The organism is uncultured Cyclobacterium sp. (assembly GCF_963977555.1).
GTDB lineage: Bacteria > Bacteroidota > Bacteroidia > Cytophagales > Cyclobacteriaceae > Cyclobacterium.
Genome location: NZ_CAXBPD010000003.1, coordinates 371,933 through 392,338, shown reverse-complemented (window position 1 = coordinate 392,338; position 20,406 = coordinate 371,933). Strand labels below are relative to the sequence as shown.

Here is a 20,406-nt window from a genome sequence, read left to right as displayed (position 1 = left end):
CTTTATGTACAAACCACCTTCCGTATTAATTTGTCCTAATTGTGGAAATTCCCTTGATTCAGAAGCCTCGATTGATGCTTCTTATGTCTCCTGCAACAACTGTAAATCGAGATTTCCTTTGATTAAAGGGCGAATTCCATTTTTATTTCCACAGCCTGAGAAGGTCCTTGGACAGTTTAGCAATTACTATCAGCACTATATCGATAAGGAGAGAAAACGCATCGCTGAATTTGAAAGTCAGGGGCGTGAAATCACAGACCGTCGTCCTTTTTATGATCTATTAGTAAAGGGGTTAAACCATAACCTTAAGGTGATCGAGGAGGTACAAAGTAGCCTGCACAGTTTCTTGCCAAAAGAATCGATTGATTTTGAATCGATTGAAAAAATGGCTTATACTACTGACCTTAGTTATTTGTTAAGAGATTGGTCAGGGGAGGAGGTCCATGAGCAGGAGGTTTCGAAGATTGTGGATAGTATAGGAGATATGTTGTCTCCCTATTATCAATCTCATGATCGAATGTTGGTTTTAGGTGCCGGAATGGGACGAATAGCAGTGGAAGTGGGCAAAAACTTTAAGGAGGTTTTGGCATTGGACAACTCTCCGACCATGGCCATTTGCTTTGAACGCCTACTGGATAGTTCCATAGATTTTTATGATGTGCAATTAAAAAGGGCCTTTACCATTTCTGAAATGGTACAAGAAAAAAACGCATCATTGCTAAATAGAGACAAGGATTTGTTAATATCTGCACAAAAAACCAACTACATTTTAGGCAATGCCTTGAACATGCCTATTCAAGACAAATCCATAGAAGTGGTCTTATCCGCCTACTTTACAGATGTATTTCCTCTGGATTTACTTTTGGACGAGGTGAATAGAGTGCTCAAGCCTGGTGGCTTGTTCTTGCACTTTGGACCGCTAGAATACCATTTCCCTGATGAATCTTCCATGTATGCAGCGGAGGAGTTTAAAGCAATTTTTGAGCAAAAGGGCTTTGAATGGGTGAATGAATCGACTTTGGAGAATACCAATTTTAGCCGTCCAGGTTCAATGCTGCAGCAAAGCTATATGAATTGGCAATTTTTGGCAAGGAAAATTAATAAAGGCCCGGTAGAGGCTTTGCAAAATAGCTCCTATCTTTCTATAAGCTGTGCGGTTTCGTATAAGATTGAAGGACAAATATCCGAACAAAACGAACCTGTTGTAACCCTCTTTCCGGAAGGATTAGGATCCTTGGCAACAACACCAGTGGTACTTGAAATCCTCAAGTTAATGGGGGATCCCATTAAACTGGAGGACCTTCTGATTCAATTTTGCGTCCTTTTTGAAGTTTCTGTGGAAGAGATTCGGGGCATGGTGTTGCAATCCTTGGAACAGTTACTGGAAAAGGGTGTGGTTAAAATTCAAGGAAGCTCTCTTTAATAAAATAGGCAATAAAGGGCTCATCCTTATTTAAAATCCCCAACCGATTATTGGTCATGTGGACATAGCTTTCTAAGACGGGCCACAATTTTCGGTTTGTTTCTTTGTCGTTTGTATAAGAAGTTTGCCATGAACTGTTTTTTTGAGCTGCCTCCAAATCTTGAGCTACCTCTTTCATTCCTTTTAACCAAGACGGTATCCATGTGCTTTCAATAGCCTCAGGATTTTCCAGTAGTTCCCAAAATGCTTTTATAAAAGGACTAATTACTGAGCGTTGGGCTTGAAACTCCTGTTTAAATATCATTTCTGCCTCAGAACGTTCCTTCTCCATGGCCTTCGTTTTATCATTTAATTTAAAGGCCGAAAAAAACCAGTCTTCATAGATCTTGCCGAAAAATATTGGGGCTTCTGTCGGCCCCAACCCAAAGGTATGAAACAGGCTGATGTGAAATTGAATCGCTGTACCAATTAACTGGTCGTAAGAGGTCAAGTATGGAAGGGCTTCCAATACTGCTCTTGAGGAATAGAAGAACTGCTTTTCGGCAATTCTAATTGCATCCTTTCCTCCATAGCGATTGGTTTCCGGTACATATTCTTTAAATAAAATGGAATCGTTTGGATACCAAGTCTGCCAATCCGGATAGTTTTTGATGTCATAATCGCCCCCCCTCTCAGAGGGATTGGCTTTAAAATAATCTTGAAAGTAACGGATCAATTTCGGCTTTATTTCCTGTTCCTTTTCAATGTCAAAGTAGGGTATGCGAAGCCTGATATGAGAACCTTTGTCCCAATAACGAATGAAAAAGAAGCTATCATTACCTACTTTGTATAATTCATTGTTTATGAATGGGCGGACAGCTTGCAATAGGAATGTCCTCATGTCTCCTTCATGGTATAAATGGGCGGAAAGCCAATAAGGTTTGACTTGTGAGCACGAATCCTCAATTTTGGAATTATTATGACTTAATTGTACCATTGGAAGACACATTCATTTACGATCTGATTGCCATTCATTCGGGCTAGTTGAGAGGGTTGCGGAAGCATTTCCTCTATTTTCAAAACCTTAGGGACTTTTTGGGTCATTTTTTCGAATAAACGGATGAGAATAGGGTTGTAAAAGGATATATATTGAGGTTTCTGGTTATCCAAGCCTACCTTTTGTTGCTCTTTTAGGGGCAGGGCTGCCATTTCTTGGGGAGTTGTCACATAGATAAATACCTCACTTGGAATTTCATTTTTCGTTCGCCACTGGTTCAAGCGTAAAAAAAACATTGCATCCGATTCATTGGGATGCCGGACAGGAATTCCCTTTTTGGCAAAAAACCAAGTCTTTCTCTGGATGATTATATCCTCCTCAAAAGTTATCCTTGGGAATTGAACCGTTAGGGCACCTTTTTCTACTTTATTAAGGTATAAGGCTGAATTTATCGTTTCAGATAGCAATGTTGGATAAACATAGGTGGCCGGAGTAAACCTTTCAAGTAACTGGTACAATTGGGAACGGCCCCTTAGGGATTGAAAGCCAAGGTCAAACAAATAGAGGGGTTTAGAGCTAGGCTTGTGAATGAGTTGCAATTGATCGGTCTTTTGGCAATAGGTTATTCCTACTTCCGTTACAAGTATTTGATTTCCTTCAGGCAAATTACGGTGGCCATTGGGTACCTCCAATTCATAGGGCATCAGGGGAGGCCTTAAATTTGCATTGAAATAAGAGGCGTCTGTGTTTTCTACCATTAAGCCTTCTTGTCCCATTTCTTGGTTTTTCTCTCTTAGCAGCTCTGAAACCTCAGGGTCTACAATATGCAAAAAGCGGGAGTACATCCTGCCATATCCGGCATAAGTGAGGTTGAGAACCGCTTTCCATTCTTCTCCTTCTGTCTTGAACAACTGAGTAAATGCCGACAAGGATTGGACGGTTTTTAAGGAAGACTTTACCTCTTTTTCGTTACTGTTAAGCCCTTCCAATAGTTCGGTAGTTAAATTCAGGTGGTTAGCATTATGCAACAACAATGGTTTCAAGGCTTCGGCCAATTCCTTTTCCCATTTTTTGTTCCTTTCCTGACGGGTTTTAATGTCCGGTACTTCTAATACCTTATGAATGCTAACTTTGGATCCCGGCATGTTGATACCATGGGTTATTTCAGGTAATTCTACATCTCTGTAATAATTTTCATAGAAGGCAAGAACATCTACCACTTTTTGGTCCGAATAGTGAAGGGTATAATAGTGTTTAAGTTTGTCTTTTCTGTCCAATTGTACTTCAAACCTGCTCATTAGGCGGCATAACTGGTTTATCTTTTCGACTAAAGGAGTAACCATTGCTTTTGAAACCCTGAAATTAGCAGTATGCTTGCTGTCCTCAAATACAATTTGATGGGGTTTTAGTTTAAAATCTTCAAAATGGATTTGTTTAAAGGCTTGCTCTTCCAATTGCTTATCCCCTTGGAGAACAGCATCGCTTGAAATGGAGGATGCATTTAAGAGGTTGGTGTAGACTTGGCTAAAAAGGCCGTGAATATCATTCAGTAGGGTTTTACGTTCTTTTTCACAGGCATTTTCCATGTTGGAAGTGAGCTGTTTTAGCTTTTGAAGGGCATCGATTAAGTCTTTAATCAAAGGATTTTTATCTTTTAGGAGCTGTAATTCCGCGCTAAAATGAATGTCCCAGTCTGGATCTACTCCCGAAGTGGAAAATTTGAACTCAACAAAACCAATATCGATTAGGCTGTCAAGATATTCCTTTAAGGATTGGTAAGGTGCATCTACCTGTTGACCTAAAATATCCAATAGGCCTTGGTATTCAATTTTTTTGGAGGATATTTCCTCCTTAATCATAGTGTTGACCGGGCTGAGTGGAATTTGCTGAAATGACTCTATATTGTTACTGTTGGTCAAGAAATAAAGGTTTTCACCTTTAATACTCACTGATGGGTTTAATTGAATAAAGCACTGCTTCCGGATGAATTCGACATTTAAGATGGCTTCTTTAAGATAGGCAAAGAGGTAGTTGTTCAGCCTTACCACACTTTTTGCCCCCCATTCCCCATCAAAATCCCATTGTTTGGGTAGCGAATCCTCAATTGTGCCAAGCCCAATATTATTGAAAACACTGAATGGAGATGTTTTCGTGGTCATCCTTGTTAAATATTTCATCATTCCCAAGATGGTCTGCCACTCTTTTTTTCTGGGGCTGTTGTTCAATACCCTTGGGATGTATTTGTCCATATTGTCAATCAGTGATTGATTGGATAGTACCATGCCCTTGCGAAGGTTTTCTTCTAATGATAGTGTATAGAGGTGTTTATAGGTTTGTTTTAGTTCACTGTTGTAAATGTCCTCACATTCAGCCTTTAAAGATTCCAAGGCCCGCTCAAGTTGCATGTAAACGTTGATGTCATCTTTTAGCTCAGAACTTGTTTTAAATAGTGGCAGATCAAAGATGTTTTCATTTATTGGACGCCGGTTATGGATGTCTCGTTTTAGCTGTAACAGTTTGTTTTGAAGGTTTGTGTCCGCTTGTTGAGATATCGTTTCAAAAAGATTTTGGTTGATTTTATTTTTCAAAAGATCAATTTCAGCTGTGGCCTCCATTATTTTTTGCACCTGATCAACACTTTTTGGTACCTCCAATCTGTGTAGGTTTTTCATGTTTCCACTTGCCAGCCGAATGATAAAATAGGGGAAAAGCTGCATGTTTTATATTTTGTTGTTTATGAGATGATTTAACTTGTTAAAAAGTCTTGACAATAGGCTAAGGTCTGTGGTGACGATTTCAGCAGTCCCTCTTAACTCAGGCTTAAAATCCAGGTTTTTCCCATAAGAAGAGACGAGTCCCTCATTGAGACTTACACGAATTCTATATCCATCATCGGTGGGAAGCAGTGCAATCTCTTCTACCGTTCCCAGTAATTGCCCATACTGGTCTTCGGGATAAGCGTCTAGTTTGATTCGCACCCTTTGCCCAACTTGGACCTTTCCTAAGCCATAGGAGGGGACTTCGATATATCCAATGATGTTTTTGCTTTCATGAACTAGGGTCATAAAGTGTTCATTGGTTCCTAAAAATTGATTCTCCTCCCATTTTTCTTTATAAACCACTTTTCCGTCTATAGGCGCTATGAGAAGATATCGTTGTTCCCAATCCCGGATTTGCCGCTTGATCAGGTGAACCCCATTGTTCAATGTGTAAAGCAGTTCCAAGAAAATGACCTCTTTATCTCTTTTCAAATCCAATTGTTCTGCACTACTTTGACTAAGACTAATTCGGTGGTCGATTAGGCTTTTTTCCAGTTCGGGAACCTCTCGCATTTTCTTTAGGTAAATGGCCTTGTATTCTTCATATTCTATTTTGCTTTTCACCCCTTGCTCATAGAGCATTTTATTGATTTCATGGTGTTGCTTCACTATTTCCAGCTCTTGTTGGGCAATGGATATTTGATTAGATATGACCTCGATATTTTCTTTGTAATTTCTTATTTGCTCCTCCAATAACGCATTTTTACTAGCGAAATAATGGGTAGTCTTAAGGTCTTTGTACTTATCCATCGCCGTGAGGACATTGTTGTAGGATTCCTGCATGGTACCAGTTCTCAAATGCCTACTTAATTCAAAAGATGGTATTTGGTTTGGGTGTTGAAGGGCTTTTTCCAGAGAATCAATTTGTCCTTTCAAAACCATGATCTCCTCCAAATTTCCTGTGTTTTCAATTTCTGCAACAATATCCCCGGACTTCATTGTTTCTCCATCAGAAATCCTTAATTCCCTGATTTTCCCGGGACTGTTGGACACAACTTCTATGGGAGGGGATACTGTGGAAATGAGGATCTTACCAGAAATAATATCCGGATACTTTATAAATGCAGAGACAATAAGGATAAGCACTATGGTTAGCGCAATGAAGCTCATGCCCCACTGAATTATCCAGTGGGGCATTTTCCCCAAAATCTCCTGAACGTCCTCACTCCGTTCTTCCTTTTCTATATGCTTTTTCAATTACCTAACTCCAATTGGTTTTTTACTAGATGATAATATTTGCCCTTCAATGAGGTGAGTTCTTGGTGGGTTCCTTGTTCGATGATTTTGCCCTGTTCTAGAACTACAATTTGATCGGCATTTCTTACCGTACTCAGCCTATGAGCAATGACCAGCGTTGTTCGCCCTTTAGTAAAAGAGTTGAGCTGGTGCATAATGGTCTTTTCATTATTGGCATCAAGGGCACTTGTGGCCTCATCAAATAACATGAAAGAAGGATCTCTGTATATGGACCGGGCAATTAGAATTCGCTGCTTTTGACCCACACTCAGTCCAGAACCATCCCTGCCAATCATGGTATCAAATCCCAAAGGAAGCTGATCGATGAATTCTGTGGCATTGGCTACCTTGGCCGCATGGCGCAATCGGTCAAGGTCAACCTCATCTTCGTTTACTACTATATTGCCCGATACTGTGTCAGAGAAGATATAACCATCCTGCATTACTGTACCTGTATATTTCCGCCATTCATTGGTGGATATGTTTTCCAGGTCGATGCCTCCTACCTGAATACTGCCTTTGGAAGGGGGATAAAACTTTAGTAATAATTTCAGTAGGGTGGTTTTTCCACTTCCACTTGTTCCCACAATAGCTGTGGTCTTCCCAAAGGGGATGTCCATGTTTAGCTCTTTAAGCACATAGGCATTGTGGTCACCCTCGTACTTAAAGGATAGGTTTCGGATATGGATGTCGGGTGATTCCGGAAGGGTTAGGGTTCTGACCACTTCTTTCGGATCTTCTTCTTGGTGGTCATAAATTTCAGAAATTCGCTCCAAAGCAATCCGGGCGTCCTGCCAATTCCGAATCATACCGATGGCTTGTAAGATAGGATTGTTCAACTGACCAATTATATAAGACAAAGCCAGCATCATACCAAGGGTTATTTCTCCATTCACCACTTGCTGGGCAGCCATAAATGTGATAACAATATTTTTGACCTCATTGATGAAAAGAGACCCTCCCTCTTGGGTTTGTTTTAGGCTAAGACTTTTGATATTAACTTGATACAACTTTGCTTGAATCCCTTCCCATTTCCAGCGCCTATTCACCTCGGCACCATTTAATTTAATTTCTTTCATGCCAGTAAAAAGTTCTATTAGGTTGCTGGTATTACGGGCATCCTCCGAAAACTTTTTATAGTCAAGTCTTTTTCTTTTTTCCAGAAAAATATAAATCCATGCAAAGTACGAGGCACTACCGACAAAAAAGACCGCAAAAATATCTAGGCTATAAAAAGCAATGATTATGCTGTATATCAGTAGGGTGGTGACCCCAAACATTAAATCTGGAAGAGTGGAATTGAAAAAGGTACCAATCCGTTCGTGGTCCGTAATTCGCTGAAGCAGATTTCCCATATGCTTGGTCTCAAAAAATGCCAAAGGCAATTTCATAAGCTTAATCAAGAAATCTGAAATTATGGAAATATTAACCCTTACACCTAAATGGAGAATAATCCAGTTCTTTATAAAATCTATGGTGGTTCTCCCTACAAATAGAAGCAACTGGGCAAAAAGGATCAGGTAGATAAAACCAACGTCTCTATTGCTGATGCCTATATCCACCATCGCTTGGGTGAGAAGGGGGAATATTAATTGGAGAACACTGCCTGCAGCTAAGCCCAAAAACAACTGAACGATGAACTTTTGCTGCCCTTTTAATTGCTGAAGTATGGCTTTTATGCCAGGTTTATAAGGTTCGTGATCCTCCGTTTGTTCATTGAATTGAAGGGTTGGTTCCAGTAATAATAGGTTTCCTACTGTATTTTCCTTTTCAGATCCTGTCCAATGTTTGATGAATTGCTTTCGAGAAAATTTCAACTTGCCGTAGGAAGGGTCGGCAATATATGCTTTGTTTTTTTCCACCTTGTACACGACCACAAAATGGTTCTGGTTCCAGTGCACAACACAAGGCAGGGGTACCTCCTCATACAATTGCTTGTAGTCTGTTTGTATGGGGAGTGCCCTAAGTTGAAGTTTCTCAGCCAACTTTCCCAGACTATGTAATGACAATCCAATAAAAGAAACATCGCTCATTGCCTTTAAGCGAGCCAGAGATACTGACTTACCGTAAAACTTGGCAATCATGCGTAAACATGTATGGCCACAGTCAGTATAGTCGTGTTGTCGATAAAACGGAAATTTTCCCCAACTCATAATACTTCCGAAGGGTTGTTGGGAATCCTGTCCTTATGCTTTTGAAAATAAGGAGCAATATCCGCAGGTATAATGATTTGTTCTTTCATGGCTGCCACCACGTTTTGGATATAAAGTTGGTAGGTTGATGTGATGTTTGGAAGATTGGCTGTATCATATGATGCCAAAAAAACATCAAACGCAGCTCTTATGGAGGTTGCGTTTTGAAATTGTTGACAAATTTCAAAACGTAATTCGTCCAGTTCTATAACAATGACTCCGTTAAACGCTGGTCTGTGTACCAGGTAACTGCCTGACTCGTTCTGTGCGTGTTCATTCGTCCTATTATACTCCAAATCAGGATTTAGAATTAACATGGTCTCTGTTAATTTTTCGGATTCGAAGAGAAGGATGTTTTCCGTCCTTTCTTGTACAACTTTTGATTTAATGTAGGAAAGGACATCACTGGTACTTTTCCAATCAATTTGTACTTTGGCCCATTCTATTTTAAATATTTCTTCAAGATGGTTGTTGGAGGCGGTCGAATCTAGAAGTTTATGCTCCATTTCCTTTAGGGTTTGATCAATATTGCTATTCGGATCAGTTGAGGATGGTAGCGAGGAAAATAGCATGCTATCAATGGATTTTGGAAAGGACTTTTTTAAGAGGTTTTTCTTTAATGCACTCAAGGAGAGGTTTAGATAATTGAAGCCTTTATCTTTTGAAAGCCATTTTTGCCCGCTAATTTGAGGTAAGAGTACGGACCCTACTTTCTTCCCGTCCAATAAACGTAAAAAGTGGTGTCCAATTCCTGCGGTCCCCATGAACAAACTGATGTCTTCAGCGGAATGGCCTCCATATCCACATCGGAGCAAGCCCTGCTCTTTGTGTTGAGCAATGGCTTTTTCCGCAACGTAGCAGGCATGTTTGAAATAAGTCTTGTCGCCGGTTGTTCTGGCGTATTCCAAAAATAATTCGGCATTCCCACAGCCTCCATGACATAGAGTATAAGAACCAAAAGGGTTGTCCTCCGATACATCAGTCTGTACAGTTTTCCTTGCTGCATTTTTAGCATCTTGCAACAATTCAGGATCTTTGGTAAGTTGGTACCCTTTCAAACGGGCAAGCCCAATGCCTACAGCACCATTGCACCAGCCATTGAAAAAGGTAGGTGCGGTGAAAATTGACTCATTTCCCTCTTTAAATGCCTGTATCCATTGGCTTTGAATGCTACTATCACTAATTGAGGTTCTGAAATCCGGCCAATTTTGTTCTTTTTGATTGAAGTAATTGTTTTCATAACGAACAGCTTCTTTGGCCAACCAGTAAAAATTGTGGTTTCCGGTGTACTCGCCAACAGTCCACAGCGCATAGGCAATTCCTGAAGCCCCATGCGACAAACCGCATAATCCATGAATTTGATCAAAATTTCTATCCCAGCAAATGCCTTCTTTACTTAGGTGAGCTCTTTGTAGAATGATTTCAATGGCCTTATCAACTCTTTCCAAAAGCCAAGCTTCACCAGAAATTTGATGGAAGCAAAGCAATACAAGGATGACACCGGATAAACCATTGAAAAATTCTGCAGGAATGGAGTTGGGATAGGTTTCAGTACATTTTTTTAGTTTTTCTAAGCCTGAAATAAGGTATTTTTCGTCTCCACATTGTTTATATAGCATAAGCAAGGAATAGGCTATACCGGATTCGCCCAAATAAAATGAAGGAATGGGGGCCTCCGATTTGTTTTGAATCAGCCAGTTTCCGATGCTTTTTGACATTTGCAAAAACCTTCTTTCTCCTGAATAGGTGTATAGGGCATCAAAGAACAGAAGGATTCCCGCATTGCCGGTATAGAGGCTGTCATCACAGGAATAAATGTGATTTCCATGGCTTAATGGTTTCATGGTCAAAAAATGAGTGCTGTCCTTGCTTTTGATGGATTGGGAGGTGATCTTATCTGCTATACTGATGATTTTTTCATAAAGCAGGGCTTTGTCCATGGGTATTCATTTGTGATTATAGGAAAGTTAAAACCTACGGTAAACAAGGTTGTTTACCGTAGGAGTAAATCAACCCAATTTCAGGCTAACTTCGCTAGCGCAGCAATGCGCTGTATCTTTTGATTTTTTAGTGTGAATAGTGGTATGTGCATCATCTGCCAATACACCTGCAGCACCAAAAGCATCTTTAGGGCTAGTAACAAAACTTTTTACTTTGAAATCGTCTAATTTTAACTTCTTTTTCATGGTAATAAAATTTTTAAAATTAAGCTTACTCTATTAAAGGTTTTCGGCTACCCCTTTTTTCAATGTTGCAACAATATTGCATATATAGCAAATTATGATCTGTTATGCAATAATGTTGCATAAAAAAAGATGTAACTATTGTTTTAAAATATTGCCTATTTTTGCTGTTGTTTGGTTGGAATTGATTAATAATTAGAGGGAAAGGGTGAAAACCTTCACTAAAAAAATATTTATTTAATTTAAAATTCAAACCAGATATTTTACCTGATAGGGTTGTCGTTTTGGTCGGGACTCCTTTTTTATGATGGGAAAAATTGCGCTACAATTGGTACCAAAACAAGCGACAGCCCAATCGAAAGGACTACGACCAACGAGAAGCGCTCCTCATCTGTCTCCAGGTATGAAGCGAATAAGGAGATATTGGAAGCGACCGGTAAAAATGGGATTAAAATCAACATTAAATAGTCTTCTGTTTCCAGATTTCCCCAAATCAAGTACTCAGCTCCAATAATTAAAACTGAAATAAGTATGGCAGAAATAGTTCTGAAACCTAACAATTTTCCAAAATAAGGGATATTTATATTTTTGAAATTGACGTCAGTCAGGTGCACACCCACGATCATCATCCCAAGGCAAGAAATCACCCAACTACCGATGTCCATGGCTGGATCTACCTCTTCTGGGATTTTTACACCCAGTACCTTAATACCGATCGCAATTATGAAAACATAGAGATAAGGCACTTTTATCATTTCTTTCAAAGCCTTTTTTGTGGACAACTTTGTCTTTGCGACTTGAAAATAGCCAATGACATTCCCATACATGGCAGTACCTAAATACACGCAGATAAGTACACTGGTGGACTCCTTTCCAAACAAAGCGATGATAACCGGAATTCCAAAAAAAAGTACATTAAAGAAGGTAAATGAGCTTTTTAACAAGTTAATGTCTTCCTCCTTGGCAATCGTCTTTTTTGCCAAAAGGGCCGGGAGATTCATAGCTAATGAAATCAGAAAAGATAGGACAGGAATTACAATTATTTTGGATGTATCTGCTTCGGACACATTGTAAATTACCAGTGGGGGGACAAGCAAAAAAATTAATGGGATGGAAATGATGTTTGGTTTAAGATTAAACCACTTTCTTATAAAATAACCAACTCCAATAAACGCAAGTACTGGGAGAAGGCTTTTATAAAGGTCAAAAAAAACACCCATATTATATTTTTTTCTTTATGTGGTTACAAAGTGTTGCAATTGACTTTACATTGAACCACACGGCATTGACATCCAGCAACATTCCGTTACAAATATGTCCCGCCGTATAAAGATTTCTATGTGGATTTTTCGAACTAATGACTTCCATTTTATCGGCATCTATGTAAATTCCTCCAATGGGATGAGCTTCTATAACTCCGCTTTTCAATAAATTTTGCAACAAGGTGGATTTCATATTTTCAACTCTATTTGCCGGACCTGTTGCATTGATTAAATACGCTCCTTCATGTTGCTTTTTGTTGCCATGCTGAAAAATGAATTTTTTCTTATCTCCATCATAACTTACCTTATACAGGGGGGAGTGGACTTCCAGTTTTCCGCTTTTGAACAGTTCTCTTAATCTGTGTGCATTGATCAAGGGCATGCCATAACGTGTTACCGTCCAATACGGGCCCAACCACTGCTTAAATTTTTGTTTCTCAGAAACAGAAAGCCATTCCCAAATCTGAGATGTTTCATACCGTAAACTATACTCACAAAATGTTGATGAATGCATCGCCGCCCTCTTTTGCGATCCGAATATCTTCTTCAAGAAGTTGATCCGCTGGAATTCCCTTTCGCTCTGTAGTCTTCCAGTCAATTGGATGGCCTACGTAGTTTTCCGCTTCCTGCTGAAATAACCGAAACAATTCTTTGATCTTTGGTTTTCTCCACGCTGTTCGTCGAATACGGTGTATGTTAGAAAGCGTCAAAAACTTTCTCCCGTACGAAGATTCATCTTTGGGCTGAACCCTGGGCATTAAGCCATCCAATGAGAAAAGAGAGATTTTGCCATAGTGACCACTATCTGTTAGTGTCTTTATCGCATCAATGGCACTGAGGCTAGAACCAAGAATAGAAACCTCAGCATCTTGAGGTATTCCCTTAATAATTGGCTCACTAGGCCATGGAAACCCAAAGTAATTTTTCAAACCGTCAAACTCAGGAAAGTTGTTTGGCTTAGGCGTTCCGGGAACGAGTATTACATGATCCGCACTCCTGTTTGGTCCATTTTTTAATTTAATCTGCCAACGGCCCTTTTCTGGAATGAGATCAATTGCTTCATCTTGGATTATTTCAATGACTAAGCCAATTTCTTTGGCTTCATTAAGGTAGCGATTGACTTGTTCCTGAATATATTTCCCGTAAAGACGACGCGTGGCATAGGATTGATCTAAATTATTCCCCCCTTTCACCTCTGGGTTGTTGTCTTCTCCATTTTTTTTTAACCAAAATGAAAAATGCTTAGGTTCAAAGGAATGTATCCCCATTAAATCTGCCTGCGTGTTTAGCAAGTGACCCTGCTGACCGGTGCCGAAGGCGAGTCCCACTCCTAATTCTCTTCTTTTTTCTATTATTAATACTTTTGTGGATTTATGTTTGCCTGAGATTTTCAGCTGTACCATCAACTCTGCCAGCGTAGCAACCCCGCAAGCTCCTCCGCCTATAATGCTTACTATAGTTTCTTCCATTTTTCAGATTTTGGCGTTATTTACTAAGCATGTTAATTTTTAGTTTGGGAACTCAAACTATTTTTGATAACAAGAACCAAACAGAATCATCTCTATGCTCAATTTTCATACCAGCAACATATTAATGAAAATCAGCTGTCGAGAAAACTACCTTAGCTCCATTACTTCATAAAAACTTTCTACTTCAGTCAATTTTTAGATTATGGGAAACAAATTTCATTTTAAACTCGACAAAGTGGATATAACGATGAGTTACTCGAAAATCAGGTTCTAAATAATAAAAGAGCAGCTATTATGTGATATTTAAACCATCGTGTACTATCCTAAACAATCTCTTCTAATGCTGATTTCCATATTATAAATCCTATTTTGTTATCTGAATAATCATGCATAATTCTAGTAAAGTTTTCAGGATTATTTTCCAAAAATGCCTGTCTTCCTTTTTTTCTAATAGTGCTTAATTGGCTGTCAATTTGTTTTACTTCCTGAATTAAAGACGATTTATTTTTAGGGGAATGCCAAATGTAAGTCGCCTCTTCTGTGTCCAAGGTTTCCAAAACAACAAAATAACTTTGCTCTCCTGCAAGCAGAAATACGAATGAAAATGGATTGAGGACAAAACGAATTTTCATTATTGAACTTTCATGTCTTTCTGCTAAATATTGAATGTGTTGGGAATGTTTGTATTGCTTATTTTTAAGAATTTCAGTCAATAACTCTTCTGCGTTTGAATAAATTTTATCCTGCTCTTGTAATTCATCAGAAGTCAAAATGTTTTGATTTTTGGCGCTGAATTGTTTGAGCAATCCTTTATTTAAAAATTGAAATTTCACTCCCTCAACCACTTCTTTATTGATTCGGTCAATATCAGTTGATAGTGCTAATTGAGAAACCAATTTTCCGTTTTCAAACTCGGCTAACAATTCTACGGTAATATTTTTTGACTTCAATGTTTTGATGAAATAGGGTTTAAGAACCTCAAATCCTGGTCTAATCTCGTTGTTTTCGACCTGAAATTGAAGTTCGGTATTCATCTCTACAACTGAATATTTGAACGCTATACTTCCGTAATGAAAATCCAATTCCTCAATTGGAACCTTGATTTTCTTTTCTAAGGATATAACATGGTTTGATTTTGTGATTTCGTCCTTTGGTTCATCAAACAAAGTTGCCTGCTTATCGATTTTTCGATAATACGTATTTCTCTTTAAGAAAAGTCTGTTGAGATAATCAATCTTATAATCTCGATAATCATAAATGATCGGATTTATTTCCGAGCGTTGCACCCTGCCTATATATTGGATCAGTTTGCCTTCAAAAGAAAATGGATAGACCAAAAACAAACAGCTAACATTTTGTAAATCTGTTCCTTCGCCAAAATATTGTCCTGTTGTAATTAAAACCTGGAAATTCCCTTCTTTTAATGTTTTCCATTTGGCTTTTTTAGAAGTTTCTGAATCTTCTCCGCTCAGCGTAATAGCTTCATACGATTGTTTTAAAAATAAATACAGCGTATCAATATGCTCTTTTCGTTCGGTGATGATAACCGCTTTCTTACCCTGATTCAGTTCTGTTTTTACATCTTCCAATATCAGTTTGTTTCGAGCAGTATCGTGAACTAAAATTTTTGACAATGTTTCAAAACTATCTGTCTTAGAATTATATGGAACATTTAATTCAGTGTTGTGGATGATGATTTTCGCCTGTTTATAATTTTCAATTTCAGTGGGTTGAATATTGGCAATAATTTCTCCCAAATGGGTAAAAATCATTTTCCCATCATTGTACTTTCTGAAAGGGGTAGCAGTCAATCCATACAGATAATATGCTTGTAGTTTTTCAATTGTTTTCCTGAAAGTTTCGGCAGGAACGTGGTGGCATTCGTCCACTATGATAGTTCCAAATTGATTTTCAACAGATTCTATATGTTTTGGCAAACTTTGAATTGTTGCTACGGTAATTTGTTTGCCTATTTTAGATTTTCCTTGACCGATAACTCCAATATCTCTTTTGGGAATGCCTAAAAATGCTTCAATCCGTTCTGTCCATTGCTCCAATAACTGTTTTCGGTGAACAATAATGAGTGCAGGTTGTCCTTTATCCCCAATTATTTTTAATCCAATCACTGTTTTTCCTGAACCTGGTGGTGCAACTATTACTCCGTAGTCCTTTTTAGAAACCGCTTCTATTACTCCAAGTTGATGGTTTCGTAAAGCAGCATTAAACACAAAAGGAATAGTTGGTTTTAGTTTTCTTTCATCAACAAACCCAAATTCGATTTGTGATTCCTTGCAAAAGCGCAGTAGTCTTCCGATAAATCCCCGAGGAATGAAAACCTCACCTTCTGATTCCTCAATCAGTTTAAAATAACGGACTGTTTCAAAGGTGTTTCTTCCTGATTTCTTTTTGATGAAAAATTCAGAGTTTGCAAAATTTAATTCTTCTTTCAGAAAATGAGTAAGCGTTGGGGTTAATCCATTTCTGCTGATTCGAATCGTATTGTTTAAAGAAATGCCAAGTTTTTCATTTATTGGCTGCGATTTTATTATCGGAACATTAGGCGATAATGTTTTGCATAGCTCGTCTAAAAAATCTGTGGAAACCCTTTGAATATTTTTTAGGAAACCCCATTGGTCTGGGAATGGTTCAAATGTTTCTGGATGAATAAAGCAATTATTTCCCTTTTCAAAAGTTGGCTTAAAAAGCGGCAATGCAATCAAGTTTCCAAAACCTTTGCCTGAAAGAAAATCCTGATTGGGGAACAATCTATCGAAACTGGAGCTTTTATCAAACATTGAAAACGCTCCCGATTGTTCTAAAATTGAAATGAATATTTTGCGACTTCTTATGGCGGGATATTGTTTATCAAAAAATATCCAAACGTGTCCACCGTTACCTGAACGTGAACGCTCCAAGTAGGCAGGGATTTTTTTTTCTTTACAAGTATTAAGGAAAGTAACGGCTTCATCTTGCCAATTCGCTTTATCAAAATCTGCAGCTAAAAACCAAGTGGTATTGTCTTGAAATAGAGGGTAAATTCCAATATGATGAAAGCCGTCCAAATGCTTTTGGATTTGTTCATCTGTATATTTCAGATAAGACTTTTCGGTAAAATTCTGAAACGTCCCTCCATTCATTTTATGCGCCCTTAAACGATAAGGGTCATAAAAATAGGCTGGCATATAGCCTGATTTGTTTCCCCCGCCTGACGGACGGGCAGGTTTCTCCCAACGAACGGCAAATATGTTTTCACGCCCTTTGAATAGGGAGCGTAAAAGGTTGATATTTTCGTGATTGGAAACCATTTTATTGATAATACTCATCCCCAATCTTCAAATTCCCGTTGCTTCATTGGTGTTTTTCTGATTTCAGCAATATTGGATAGGGTTATGTTTAAAGTTTTTCTGAACGCATTTTCATTTACTTTTTGCCCAAAGAAAATACCATCAATAATATCTTCAAAATCATTCATTTGAAGCCAATCTTTTATTAAGGCTTCCGCTTGATTCTAATAGTCGTCATCATCTTTACAACTGGACGCCAGAACACCAAATTGCAAAGTCAACTCGTGATTGAATTTTTCGGCTTCTAAAATGATTCCTTTATAAGTTGGTATTGATAAATCGTCTGTATCCATAGTTGATTATTATATGTCCCAAAATGTCCCGCGTTTTTGTAACGTGTCCTAAAAACGTATAAATTGTCTCACGTTTTCAGGACGTGTCCCAAAATGTCCCACGTTATTTTTAGCCATTTTTCAGTAAATTATACAGTTTTTCATTTACGTATATAACCTCTTTTCCCTTTGAAAGTGACTTTAAAACGTCTATTTCTTTTAAATTATTCAAATGTCGTGAAGCTGCTTTACGTTCTAAGTTTAAATTTTTCACCAAAAACTCTATTTTACAATAAGGATGAACGAAAAGCTGCTCTATCAAATCTTTCGAATAGATTCTAGGTAATTTCTCCTGCACCAATTTTTGTGTTTCGTTGAACAGTTGATTGATTTTATTTATTTGCTCAATTGTACTCAGCGCTGTCTGCTCAATACCTTTGAGTATAAACAAAATCCAATCTTCCCAGTTATTTTTAGTCTGAACCTCCTGTTATAATCGATAGTAATCTCCCTTTCTGTGGATAATATAAGAACTCAAATACAATACAGGTTCGTTTAATAAACCTTTCAAAATTAAATACAAGACATTGATAATCCTTCCAGTTCTACCATTACCATCATAAAAAGGATGGATGCTTTCAAATTGATAGTGTTGAATGGCTAACTTGATTAATGGAGAAACATCATCTTCATCAATGTTGATATATTCTTCAAGGTTTTTCATTAAGCCACTAATCGAATCAAAATTATCAGGCGGAGTATAAATCACTTCATTAGTCAAGTCGTTAATTAATGCCGTTCCAGGAAGTTTTCTGAGTCCAGCATTATTTTCTTCCAATTCTTTCTGAATGGTAATTATTCCGTTTGTATTAAGAAATCTTTTTTCTTTGATTAAAATCGTACCCATCAGAAGTGCTTCTCTGTATCGTAAAACCTCTTTTGTTGCAACATCTGGTTTTGCTGATTTGGCGTATAACGCCTGATAAAGTTTGTCTTGGGTTGTAATCACGTTCTCAATTCCTGAACTCGCTTGAGCTTCTTTTAAAATAACAGCATTGATGAGAATATTTGGATTCGGTAATGTACTCGTAAGACCTTTTAATTCTGCCAGTGCAACTGCAGATTTACTTTCCTGTTTGAGAATAGCAATTGTCTCTACCAAAGATTGTTTTGGAGGAAGAAGAGGTAAATCGTTAAATGCTTTATGTGATTTTGTTGCCATAGCCTAAAATTAAAATGCGTATTCCTATAAATTACAACTCATTGATCTCCTTTTCAATTAGCCGGTATTCATCCTTTCCATCTTCTCCTGAATAAAAGTCTCGCAAGTCCTTTTTGGTTAATTTTCATTATAGGATTTATTTTCCCAATTGTTTTAAAATTTCTTTGTTATTGTCAAATATCTTTGTCGATTTTGACTTCCTTCGTATTTAAAGCAATATTAGTTCATTTACTATTGTAATTAGACCTTTTCTTGATTTCATTCAAATAGTAACTTTCCTTTGCTGCTGAACTTACCAACTCTTAAAATACCCTTTCCGGTACATCAAAATACTGATAAACAGCCCATCGTTAATTCTATTTCTAAAACCTTCTTTTCTGCAACATAGTCTGCCGAGGCAATATTGGAAGACACTACGGGAATGCGTCCGGTTTTTCCTGTATTATCTTCCTCTTAAATTAATAACAATTGCTTACCAAGTTCAGTGCTAAGATATTGCTGGTCTCTACTCCTGAATTTCTCAAGAAGTGTGAGTTGAAACCAAACTGCATCTATCAAAGGGTTGAAATGGTTTCGAAAATTTTTGGGGTTATTGTATAATCCAATTTTATCGAAAATTGCCTTCCTAGACTTTGGTTCTATGCAATATTGGAGCAGCTGTTTGGCTTTTGTGGTAATGCTGTTTTAATGGCCTCTTTGTCTCTGTCTCCACTTTCAGAGACAGAGAGCCTAAGATAAGGATTAATGTCAATTAAGCTATTGAATTCAAGTGTTGACATAACCATTGTTGACATATTATGTCTAAAGTTGGAAAAGATTTTTGCGCTTCACAATCAGCTTCTGATTCCAGTTAGAACCAATTATTATTTTATAAACGTTTTCTTTTTTTCTGATTTTTAAATGGTTGTGCCGTTAATTTTACCTATCAAAATCTGCCCTCCCCTAAAAGGAATATTTCACAAACACAATCAACCTACTACTTACTACATATAGGTTGCAAATTAAAGAAAATCAGTACCTTAACCTGTAGTAAGATAGAGTAAATCAAGTTACTACGCCCTACTACAAAAAAGACTTTTGTAGTAAGGTGGATCTTGAGTCATGATGCTCACAAAATACAGGTTACCAATTAATTAAATGCCATATGTAGTAAGGTAGTAGGTGTAGTAGGTGGTTTTCACGGAATTTTAAACTTTAAAAATAAATGAAAATAAATATGGCTTATATAATGTCGGGAGCTTGGAAACAAACTGCCTTCTAAGTGGATTTACTTTTTTCTTCATCAGCCAGCTTTTTCCCGAACTGACTTCCTATTGAGTGTCTCAGACTTTATAATCATTAAAAACTAACCTGACGTACAAGGAATTCCGATTAGAGGAATATTTTAGCATCACGGAAAAATGATAGTTGGAGTTAGGCTTTCCACCTGCCCGGATGGTTTTCAAATATTTACATATACCTATAATTATCTTTATGTCTAAATATTAAAAATAATATACGTATACCTCAATACATAATTTTTCAGATACATAGATCGAGACACATAGGGATATTTGACCATCCTTATAGGTTTTTAACTAGATATACCCATATTGAAATAATAAAAAAAGTCATGTCCTAAAATAAGTAAATTTGATTATTGATAAAATAGTCTTGAATAATTCGTCCAGTGCCAAAACAACCTTTTGGTCACACCACCATTTGGCTGTGCGGGGTCTTTGCAAGTTGTGTCTTTGTCCGACAAAATCCTATCGGTTTTATTGTGCCAAAAACGAACTTGCCTCACCAATTCCAAACCCGACGAGCTGGTTTTGAAATTTGCTGGGGAAATGAAAAATCCTCGCAACTCGGATTTTTAAAGGACGAGAAGAGAAAAGCAACTGATAATGGCTGGAGACAAAACTGGATCAAGAACTAACTATCCGGAAATTCCGGATAGTTCAATTAGAAGGCAACAGAAAGATCACCAGGAACATTGATCATTATATTCTTGATAGGATCATCTTTA

At 37.7% G+C, this 20,406-nt stretch carries 16 protein-coding genes; 1 reads left to right on the top strand and 15 read right to left on the bottom strand.

Annotated features, from left to right (window positions below):
- Window positions 1–4: 4 nt before the first annotated feature.
- A complete protein-coding gene (locus tag AAC073_RS05640; protein WP_339922866.1) occupies window positions 5–1,423 on the top strand; it encodes a methyltransferase domain-containing protein in 1,419 nt (472 codons plus the stop codon).
- On the opposite strand, the gene AAC073_RS05635 is transcribed toward AAC073_RS05640, so the two are convergent.
- The 15 genes from AAC073_RS05635 to AAC073_RS05565 form a co-directional block, all read right to left on the bottom strand.
- Window positions 1,398–2,303: a thiopeptide-type bacteriocin biosynthesis protein gene (locus tag AAC073_RS05635; RefSeq protein ID WP_339922865.1), complete on the bottom strand. Its 906-nt coding sequence runs from the start codon at window positions 2,301–2,303 to the stop codon at window positions 1,398–1,400. The two genes, AAC073_RS05640 and AAC073_RS05635, sit on opposite strands and share 26 nt — an antisense overlap.
- Window positions 2,304–2,386: 83 nt before the next feature.
- Entirely contained in the window at window positions 2,387–5,116 is a 2,730-nt protein-coding gene (locus AAC073_RS05630; RefSeq protein WP_339922864.1) for a lantibiotic dehydratase, read from the bottom strand.
- 3 nt (window positions 5,117–5,119) lie between these two features.
- On the bottom strand, window positions 5,120–6,415 hold the full coding sequence (locus AAC073_RS05625) for an HlyD family efflux transporter periplasmic adaptor subunit (RefSeq protein ID WP_339922863.1): 1,296 nt from the start codon (window positions 6,413–6,415) through the stop codon (window positions 5,120–5,122).
- On the bottom strand, window positions 6,412–8,607 hold the full coding sequence (locus tag AAC073_RS05620) for a peptidase domain-containing ABC transporter (RefSeq protein ID WP_339922862.1): 2,196 nt from the start codon (window positions 8,605–8,607) through the stop codon (window positions 6,412–6,414). Before AAC073_RS05620 ends, AAC073_RS05625 begins: the two co-directional genes overlap by 4 nt.
- Complete coding sequence (locus tag AAC073_RS05615) at window positions 8,604–10,586, bottom strand: lanthionine synthetase LanC family protein (protein ID WP_339922861.1); 1,983 nt, start codon at window positions 10,584–10,586, stop codon at window positions 8,604–8,606. The genes AAC073_RS05620 and AAC073_RS05615 overlap by 4 nt, the downstream gene beginning before the upstream one ends.
- 69 nt (window positions 10,587–10,655) lie before the next feature.
- Entirely contained in the window at window positions 10,656–10,832 is a 177-nt protein-coding gene (locus tag AAC073_RS05610) for a pinensin family lanthipeptide (RefSeq protein ID WP_339922860.1), read from the bottom strand.
- A gap of 299 nt (window positions 10,833–11,131) precedes the next feature.
- The gene (locus AAC073_RS05605) at window positions 11,132–11,830 is read right to left on the bottom strand and encodes a hypothetical protein (RefSeq protein WP_339922859.1); all 699 of its coding nucleotides are present in this window, start codon (window positions 11,828–11,830) and stop codon (window positions 11,132–11,134) included.
- A 220-nt stretch (window positions 11,831–12,050) separates the two neighbouring features.
- A complete protein-coding gene (locus AAC073_RS05600; RefSeq protein WP_339922858.1) occupies window positions 12,051–12,605 on the bottom strand; it encodes a hypothetical protein in 555 nt (184 codons plus the stop codon).
- Window positions 12,583–13,560: an FAD/NAD(P)-binding protein gene (locus AAC073_RS05595; RefSeq protein WP_339922857.1), complete on the bottom strand. Its 978-nt coding sequence runs from the start codon at window positions 13,558–13,560 to the stop codon at window positions 12,583–12,585. Before AAC073_RS05595 ends, AAC073_RS05600 begins: the two co-directional genes overlap by 23 nt.
- A gap of 323 nt (window positions 13,561–13,883) precedes the next feature.
- The gene (locus AAC073_RS05590; RefSeq protein ID WP_339922856.1) at window positions 13,884–16,883 is read right to left on the bottom strand and encodes a DEAD/DEAH box helicase family protein; all 3,000 of its coding nucleotides are present in this window, start codon (window positions 16,881–16,883) and stop codon (window positions 13,884–13,886) included.
- Window positions 16,880–17,032, bottom strand: a complete 153-nt coding sequence (locus tag AAC073_RS05585) for a hypothetical protein (RefSeq protein ID WP_339922855.1) — start codon at window positions 17,030–17,032, stop codon at window positions 16,880–16,882. Before AAC073_RS05585 ends, AAC073_RS05590 begins: the two co-directional genes overlap by 4 nt.
- A 36-nt stretch (window positions 17,033–17,068) precedes the next feature.
- Window positions 17,069–17,197 carry a hypothetical protein gene (locus tag AAC073_RS05580; RefSeq protein ID WP_339922854.1) on the bottom strand — a complete coding sequence of 43 codons (129 nt, stop codon included), beginning with the start codon at window positions 17,195–17,197 and terminating at the stop codon, window positions 17,069–17,071.
- 109 nt (window positions 17,198–17,306) lie between these two features.
- Complete coding sequence (locus AAC073_RS05575; protein WP_339922853.1) at window positions 17,307–17,627, bottom strand: hypothetical protein; 321 nt, start codon at window positions 17,625–17,627, stop codon at window positions 17,307–17,309.
- A gap of 39 nt (window positions 17,628–17,666) precedes the next feature.
- A complete protein-coding gene (locus AAC073_RS05570; RefSeq protein WP_339922852.1) occupies window positions 17,667–18,398 on the bottom strand; it encodes a Fic/DOC family N-terminal domain-containing protein in 732 nt (243 codons plus the stop codon).
- A gap of 638 nt (window positions 18,399–19,036) precedes the next feature.
- Window positions 19,037–19,177 carry a hypothetical protein gene (locus tag AAC073_RS05565; protein ID WP_339922851.1) on the bottom strand — a complete coding sequence of 47 codons (141 nt, stop codon included), beginning with the start codon at window positions 19,175–19,177 and terminating at the stop codon, window positions 19,037–19,039.
- Window positions 19,178–20,406: the final 1,229 nt, after the last annotated feature.